The sequence below is a fragment of the Kitasatospora sp. MBT63 genome (genome assembly GCF_000710465.2).
In the GTDB taxonomy this organism is placed as follows: domain Bacteria; phylum Actinomycetota; class Actinomycetes; order Streptomycetales; family Streptomycetaceae; genus Kitasatospora.
Map to the genome: position 1 here is coordinate 21,433 of NZ_JAIZ01000671.1, position 6,908 is coordinate 28,340.

At 74.4% G+C, this 6,908-nt stretch carries 6 protein-coding genes and 1 pseudogene; 3 read left to right on the forward strand and 4 right to left on the reverse strand.

Annotated elements, in window-relative coordinates; translation table 11 throughout:
• The 3 genes and pseudogenes from AA75_RS50205 to AA75_RS35300 all read right to left on the reverse strand — a co-directional run.
• A pseudogene (locus AA75_RS50205) lies at positions 1–399 on the reverse strand (hypothetical protein); the annotation flags it as partial.
• 59 nt (positions 400–458) lie between these two features.
• Positions 459–1,775, reverse strand: coding sequence for a D-arabinono-1,4-lactone oxidase (locus AA75_RS35295; RefSeq protein ID WP_033824462.1), 1,317 nt, complete (start codon positions 1,773–1,775; stop codon positions 459–461).
• Positions 1,776–1,901: 126 nt separating this feature from the next.
• Positions 1,902–3,149, reverse strand: coding sequence for an MFS transporter (locus AA75_RS35300; RefSeq protein WP_051814003.1), 1,248 nt, complete (start codon positions 3,147–3,149; stop codon positions 1,902–1,904).
• A gap of 233 nt (positions 3,150–3,382) precedes the next feature.
• On the opposite strand from AA75_RS35300, the gene AA75_RS35305 reads away from it, so the two are divergent.
• Together AA75_RS35305 and AA75_RS35310 are read left to right on the forward strand one after the other, a co-directional pair.
• Positions 3,383–4,534 carry a ferrochelatase gene (locus AA75_RS35305; RefSeq protein WP_033824463.1) on the forward strand — a complete coding sequence of 384 codons (1,152 nt, stop codon included), beginning with the start codon at positions 3,383–3,385 and terminating at the stop codon, positions 4,532–4,534.
• Between the two features lie 69 nt (positions 4,535–4,603).
• Positions 4,604–5,410, forward strand: coding sequence for an inositol monophosphatase family protein (locus AA75_RS35310; protein WP_033824464.1), 807 nt, complete (start codon positions 4,604–4,606; stop codon positions 5,408–5,410).
• Positions 5,411–5,568: 158 nt separating this feature from the next.
• Here the strand turns inward: AA75_RS35310 and AA75_RS35315 are convergent, their stop codons facing one another.
• Positions 5,569–5,754 carry a hypothetical protein gene (locus AA75_RS35315; RefSeq protein ID WP_033824465.1) on the reverse strand — a complete coding sequence of 62 codons (186 nt, stop codon included), beginning with the start codon at positions 5,752–5,754 and terminating at the stop codon, positions 5,569–5,571.
• Positions 5,755–6,288: 534 nt separating this feature from the next.
• On the opposite strand from AA75_RS35315, the gene AA75_RS35320 reads away from it, so the two are divergent.
• Positions 6,289–6,908, forward strand: a 620-nt coding sequence (locus tag AA75_RS35320) for a response regulator transcription factor (protein WP_033824466.1), incomplete at its 3' end; no start/stop codon positions are given.

Here is a 6,908-nt window from a genome sequence, read left to right on the forward strand (position 1 = left end):
GCGCCGCGGCTGGCGGACGTACGCGGTGGTCTCCGCGCTGGTGTTCGCCCTGGCGATGGTGCCGATCCTGGCGGTCGAGGTACTGGCGGGCCGGCCCGTGAGCAGTCTGACCGGCGGGGACTCCCGGACCGGCACCTCGCTCACCCCGGGCCGGGCCGAACCGGCCGGCAAGTCCCCCGCGGCACCGTCCACCGGAGGTTCCGGCCCGGCCGCCGTCCCGCCGTCCGGGCCGTCGCCCTCCGGCTCACCGGGCGCGACGACCGACCCGGGGAGCGGCGGCGGCCCGTCCGGGAGGCCCTCGGCGACGCCGTCCCCCTCGGCCAGCCCGTCCGCGAGCCACTCCGCCGCACCGTCGGGCAGCGCCTCGGCCGGGGCGTCCGGCGGGCCCTCCGGTGCCACGCCCGCCGGCTCGGCCCCCGCCGCCGAACCGGCGCCGTGAGCGCGGACCCGGCGGGGCGTCAGGCGCCCAGCACCCGGCGCAGGTAGTCGTTGCCGAACAGCCGGCCCGGGTCGACCTTGTCGCGCAGCGCCGTGAAGTCGCCGAAGTGCGGGTAGACCGAGGCCAGGTACCCGGCGTCGCGGGTGTGCAGCTTGCCCCAGTGCGGGCGCCCCTGGTGAGCGGTCATCAGCTGCTCGACCCCGGTGAAGTAGCCCTGATCGGCGCTGCCCCGGTAGAGGTGGACGGCGATGTAGACGCTGTCGCGCCCGTTCGCGGTCGACAGCCACAGGTCGTCGGCGGGCGCCACCCGGACCTCCACCGGGAAGCTGATCCGCCAGTCCGAGCGCGCGACCAGCGCCTTCAGCTCGCGCAGCACCGTGGTGGCCGCCTCGCGCGGGACGGCGTACTCCATCTCGATGAAGCGCACCCGGCGCGGGCTGGTGAACACCTTGTACGCCGTGTCGGTGTAGCTGCGCTCCGACCAGGCCCGGCTGGCGAGCGCCGCGATGGAGGGGATGGTGCCGGGGAGCCGGCGGCCCACCCGGCAGACGCCCTCCCAGACCGTGTTCGACAGGAAGTCGTCCTCCAGCCAGGCCTTGAAGGCCGGCAGCGGGGCGGCCGGCCCCTGGCTGCGGTTGTTGCGCTTGGTCGAGCAGCGGTCGGTGTGCGGGAACCAGTAGAACTCGAAGTGCTCGTTGACGGCCGTCAGGTCGTCGAAGCGCTCCAGCACCTCGTCGAAGGACATCGGCTGCTCGTGGGCGGTGAGCAGGAAGGCGGGCTCCACCCCGAAGGTGATCTCGCTGACCACGCCGAGCGCGCCGAGACCGAGCCGGGCGCCCTGGAAGAGCTCCGCGTTCTCGGTGGGTGAGCAGTGCTGCACGGTGCCGTCGGCGAGCACGATCTCCAGCGCCCGGATCTGGGCGGCGAGCGAACCCGAGTCCCGCCCGGTGCCGTGGGTGCCGGTGCTGGTGGCGCCCGCCACCGTCTGCACCTCGATGTCGCCCATGTTGGCCAGGGACAGGCCCGCGGTCTCCAGCAGCCGGTTGAGCCGGTGCAGCGGCAGACCCGACCCGACCGTGACGGTGCCCGCCTCGGCGTCCACCGCCCGGACGGCCGTCAGCCGGTCCGGCCGGACCAGCACGCCGCCGTCGGCGGAGGCGATCGAGGTGAACGAGTGGCCCGAGCCGACCGCCTTGACCGTGCGGCCCTCCTCGGCGGCGCGGCGCACCACCTCGGCGAGCTCCTGCGCGTCGGCCGGGGCGACCGTCCGGCCCGGCCGGGCGCTCTGGTTGCCGGCCCAGTTGCGCCAGCCTGCGGTGGCGGTGCTCTCGGGCATGCGAAGGCCTCCTGCTCACGTCACCCGCACGGACTACCCGTGGGTAGGGTGAGCGTAGTCACTCCCCTGCCCACGGTCCATGGTCCGTTCACCGGCCGGACGCCGGTCCGGCGGGCCGTGGCGGGCTCAGCCGGGCAGTGACGATTCGGTGAGTTCCGGCTCGCTCGGCACCAGCCCCCCGCGCAGCCGCGACAGGCCCGCCAGCGCCACCAGCGCGGCGAAACCGGCCGCCGCCACCGGCACCCAGTAGCCCGCCGCCGCGCCCGCCGCGTCCACCACCCAGCCCGCCGCCGACGAACCGAGCGCCACCCCGAGCGCCAGCCCGGTGGTGGTCCAGGTCATCCCCTCGGTCAGCTGCGCCGCCGGAACCAGCCGCTCCACCAGCGCCATCGCGGTGATCAGCGTCGGCGAGATGGACAGCCCGGCCAGGAACAGCGCCGCACCGATGCCGGCCAGCCCGGCCGTACCGCGCAGCGTCGAGGCCACCAGCACCAGCGGCACCATCGAGGCCGCCATCACCGCGACGCCTGCCAGGAAGCGGACCGGCATCGAACCCTTGGGCTTCAGCGTCCCGAACACCACCCCGGCCAGGCAGGACCCGAGCGCGTACACCGCGAGCACCAGGCTCGACACCGAGGTGTGCCCCTGCGCCTTGGCGAAGGCCACGGTGACCACCTCCACCGAGCCGAAGATCGCACCGGTCGCCACGAAGGTCAGCACCAGCACCTGCAGCCCGGCCGAGGTGATCGCCGAACTGCCGCGGTGGTGCGCGGCCGGATGCACCGGCGGCTCGGTCCGGCGCTGCGCCGTGAACAGCAGCACCCCCACCCCGAGGAACACCCCCGCCAGCAGCAGCCCGGCCTCCGGGAACACCGCCGTCGCCAGCCCGATCGACAGGATCGGCCCCACGATGAAGCAGACCTCGTCCACCACGGCCTCGAACGAGTACGCGGTGTGCAGCTTGGGCGGCTCCGCGCTGTACAGGTACGCCCAGCGGGCCCGCACCATCGAGCCCGCGCTGGGCATCACCCCCATCCCGGCCCCGCACACGAACAGCGTCCACGCCGGGGCGTCGAAGCGGGCGCAGAGCAGCAGCGCCCCCGCCGCCAGCAGCGTGGCCGCGGTGGCGGGCAGGGTCACCCGGCGCTGCCCGTACCGGTCGACCAGGCGGGAGACCTGCGGCCCGAGCACCGCCGCCGACAGCGCCACCACGGCGGACACCGCACCCGCGAGGCCGAACGAGCCGCGCAGCACCGCGAGCATGGTGACGATGCCGATGCCCGTCATGGAGATCGGCAGCCGGGCTATGAAGCCGCTCGAGGAGAAGGCCAGAGTGCCGGGGGCGGCGAATATCTGGCGGTAGCTGGACAGCACTGGTGCTCCGCGGGTGGGGTGGATGCGGGATGGGGCGTGCACGGTACGTAAGGCGCACGCTCCGTAAAGACAGCTTACGAACATCTGCAAGCGGATTCGCCCCGAGGCTGCCCCCGAAGCACTCCCCGAAGTACTCCCCGAGGCGCCCGCCGGGACGGCCGCGGCACCGGGCGGACGGGCTCGCCGGGCGGCCCGCCGCCGTCCGCGCGGTGTCTGGTGGGAGGATCGGTGCCATGTCCGACTCGCCCTCAGTCACCGACCACGCGCCCGGCGGCCCCGCGCCCTACGACGCGCTGCTGCTCCTGTCCTTCGGCGGCCCCGAGGCCCCCGAGGACGTGGTGCCCTTCCTGGAGAACGTCACCCGAGGCCGAGGCATCCCCAAGGAGCGCCTGGCCGAGGTCGGCAAGCACTACTTCCTGTTCGGCGGCGTCAGCCCGATCAACGAGCAGAACCGCGAGCTGCTCGCGGCGCTGCGCAAGGACTTCGCCGAGCACGGCCTCGACCTGCCGGTCCACTGGGGCAACCGGAACTGGGCGCCGTACCTCACCGACACCCTGCGGGAGCTGGCCGCCGAGGGTCACCGCCGGGTGCTCACCCTCGCCACCAGCGCCTACGCCGGCTACTCGGGCTGCCGCCAGTACCGGGAGAACCTCGCCGACGCGCTGGCGACGCTGCGCGCCGAGGGCCTGCCGGAGCTGCGGGTCGACAAGCTGCGGCACTTCTACAACCACCCCGGCTTCGTCCGGCCGATGATCGACGCCACCCTGGCCGCGCTCGCCGGGCTGCCGGCCGGCGTCCGCGACGGCGCCCACCTGGCGTTCACCACCCACTCCATCCCGGACACCATGGCCGAGACCTCCGGCGCCCCGGACGACCCGGCCCGCGGCACGCCCGGCGGCGCCTACGTGGCCCAGCACCTGGAGGTCGCCCGGCTGGTCGCCGACGCGGTCGCCGAGGCCACCGGGGTGGCCGGCCGCCCGTGGGAACTGGTCTTCCAGAGCCGCAGCGGCGCCCCGCACGTCCCCTGGCTGGAACCGGACATCTGCGAGCACCTGGAGGCCCTGCACGCGGGCGGCGCACCGGCCGCGGTGATGGTGCCGATCGGCTTCGTCTCCGACCACATGGAGGTCAAGTACGACCTCGACACCGAGGCCACCGCCAAGGCGGCCGAACTCGGCCTGCCGGTCGCCCGGGCCGCCACCGTCGGCGCCGACCCGCGCTTCACCGCCGCCGTCCGGGAACTAGTGCTGGAGCGTGCGGCCGTCGAACGTGGCGCGCAGGTCGAGCGATGCGCCCTCGGTACGCTCGGCGCGAGCCACGACGTGTGCGCCGTCGCCTGCTGCCCCAACCCCCGCGCACCCAGGCCAGCGGCCGCCCAGCTCTGACCCCGGTCCGACCCCGGCCGCCCGGGCCCGCCCGGCACCGACCCGCCCACCACCCCAGGAGGAACCCGCGTGTCACCCAGCCCCGCCCTGCTCGCCGAACTGCTGGAGCTGGCCAAGGAGGCCGCGATCCGGGCCGGCGTGCTGCTGCGCGACGGCCGCCCCGCCGACCTCGGCGTCGCCGCCACCAAGAGCAGCCCGGTCGACGTGGTGACGGAGATGGACCTGGCCTCCGAGAAGCTGATCCTGGAGCTGATCGACGAGCGCCGCCCCGCCGACGGCTACCTCGGCGAGGAGGGCGCCGACCGGGCCGGCACCAGCGGCGTCCGCTGGGTCGTCGACCCGTTGGACGGCACCGTGAACTACCTGTACGGCCTGCCCAACTGGGCCGTCAGCGTGGCCGCCGAGCTGGACGGCCGGGCGGTGGTCGGGGTGGTCTACGTCCCCGCCCGCGGGGAGATGTTCCACGCGGTGCTCGGGGGCGGCGCGTTCCTCGACGGCCAGGCCGTCTCCTGCCGGCCGGCGCCGCCGTGGGGCCAGGCCCTGATCAGTACCGGCTTCAACTACGTCCAGTCGATCCGGGTCAGGCAGGCCGAGGTGCTGCTCGCCCTGATGCCGGAGTTCCGCGACATCCGGCGCGGCGGCGCGGCGGCGGTCGACCTCTGCGACCTCGCCGCCGGCCGGGTGGACGGCTACTTCGAGCGCGGCCTCGCCGCCTGGGACCGGGCCGCCGGGGTGCTGATCGCCCGGGAGGCCGGCGCCCTGGCCGGCGGCCGGCCCGGCCAGGAGCCGGACGGCACGCTGACCGTCGCGGCCCCCGCCGGGCTGTTCGAGGAACTGCAGCGCAGGCTCGACGAGATCGGCGCCTGGCGCGACTGAACGCAGCCGCCTCCCGCCGACGGACGGCGGGAGGCGGCTGCGGACAAGGAAGGGCCCTGGCACGACTGAGGTGCCAGGGCTCGCGTTTCATCTACCCCCGGAGGTGCGGGGCGGACAGGCGGTGCTGTGGTGGTACTGCCGCTGGTGGCGGCTGCCGGTCAGGCGGCGAAGCGGTGCATCTCCTGCACCGCGTCGACCCCGTGCTCGGCGGCCAGTCTGCGCAGGTCCTCCAGCTCGGACTGCTCGACCTCGGCCAGGAACTCGTCCCCGGACTCGAGTGCGCGGTGGAGATCCTGCTCCGCATTCCTTATGCGCTGCAGGATGCCGTCGGTAAAGGCGTCCATACGGGCCCCCTTGCTTCTTCGGACGGGCACGGTCCGCATGCTCCCCGGTCTGCGGAACGAGATCACTGGGAGCGCCGAGCCCGGTGGCCGTCTCTCCGGTCGGGCGCGGGAGCCGACCTGCGGCGGCTACCGGTGACATTCGATCCCCGTACCGGTGCGGATGAACACGCGGCGGGTGGGAGCGATCCGCGCTACGGCGGCATCGCAGTGTGAGCTTGTCCTCCCCGCCCGGTGGCCGGGGAAACCTCCCGGGCCGAGAAAGTTGCCCGCGTCACAGTCCAATCGGAGCGGCCGTCGCCGGATCGGGGCCTCCCGGGCCCGCCCACCGGACCGCGTCCGGCCCCGGTCAAGGCCGGTCCGCCCGGTCTTACTGCGGCTTTAGCCGGGAACCAGGCAGGATGGGCAGCACCGTCGGAGTCGTCGGTCGAGTCCCGAGGCCGTCCGCGGCCCGTGTCGCGCCGACTCCGCGCCCGGCGCACAACGGCCCGCACGGGCAGGCACGGTGGGGCCGCACCAGCAGAAGGGACCACCACCGTGCGGGTACTCGTCGTCGAGGACGAGCAACTCCTCGCCGAAGCCGTCGCCACCGGCCTGCGCCGCGAGGCGATGGCGGTCGACGTCGTCTACGACGGTGAGGCCGCGCTGCAGCGTATCGCCGTCAACGACTACGACGTGGTCGTGCTGGACCGCGACCTCCCCCTGGTCCACGGTGACGACGTCTGCCGCCGCGTGGTCGAACAGGGCCTGGCCACCCGCGTGATCATGCTGACCGCCTCCGGCGACATCAGCGACCGGGTGGAGGGCCTGGAGATCGGCGCCGACGACTACCTCCCCAAGCCGTTCGCCTTCAGCGAACTCGTCGCCCGGGTAAGGGCGCTGGGCCGCCGCGCCACCGTCCCGCTGCCCCCCGTGCTGGAACGGGCCGGCATCAGCCTCGACCCCGGCCGCCGGGAGGTGCTCCGGGAGGGCCGCACCGTCCAACTCGCCCCCAAGGAGTTCGCCGTCCTGGAGGTCCTGATGCGGGCCGGCGGCGCCGTCGTCTCGGCCGAGCAGCTGCTGGAGAAGGCCTGGGACGAGCACACCGACCCGTTCACCAACGTCGTCCGGGTCACCGTGATGACCCTGCGCCGCAAGCTCGGCGACCCGCCGGTCAT

What these genes read in the sequence shown, in the direction of transcription:
- AA75_RS35295 (WP_033824462.1), bottom strand. Translation starts at nt 1,775, where the DNA reads ATGCCCGAGAGCACCGCCACCGCAGGCTGGCGCAACTGGGCCGGCAAC.
- AA75_RS35305 (WP_033824463.1), top strand. Translation starts at nt 3,383, where the DNA reads ATGTCCGACTCGCCCTCAGTCACCGACCACGCGCCCGGCGGCCCCGCG.
- AA75_RS35315 (WP_033824465.1), bottom strand. Translation starts at nt 5,754, where the DNA reads ATGGACGCCTTTACCGACGGCATCCTGCAGCGCATAAGGAATGCGGAG.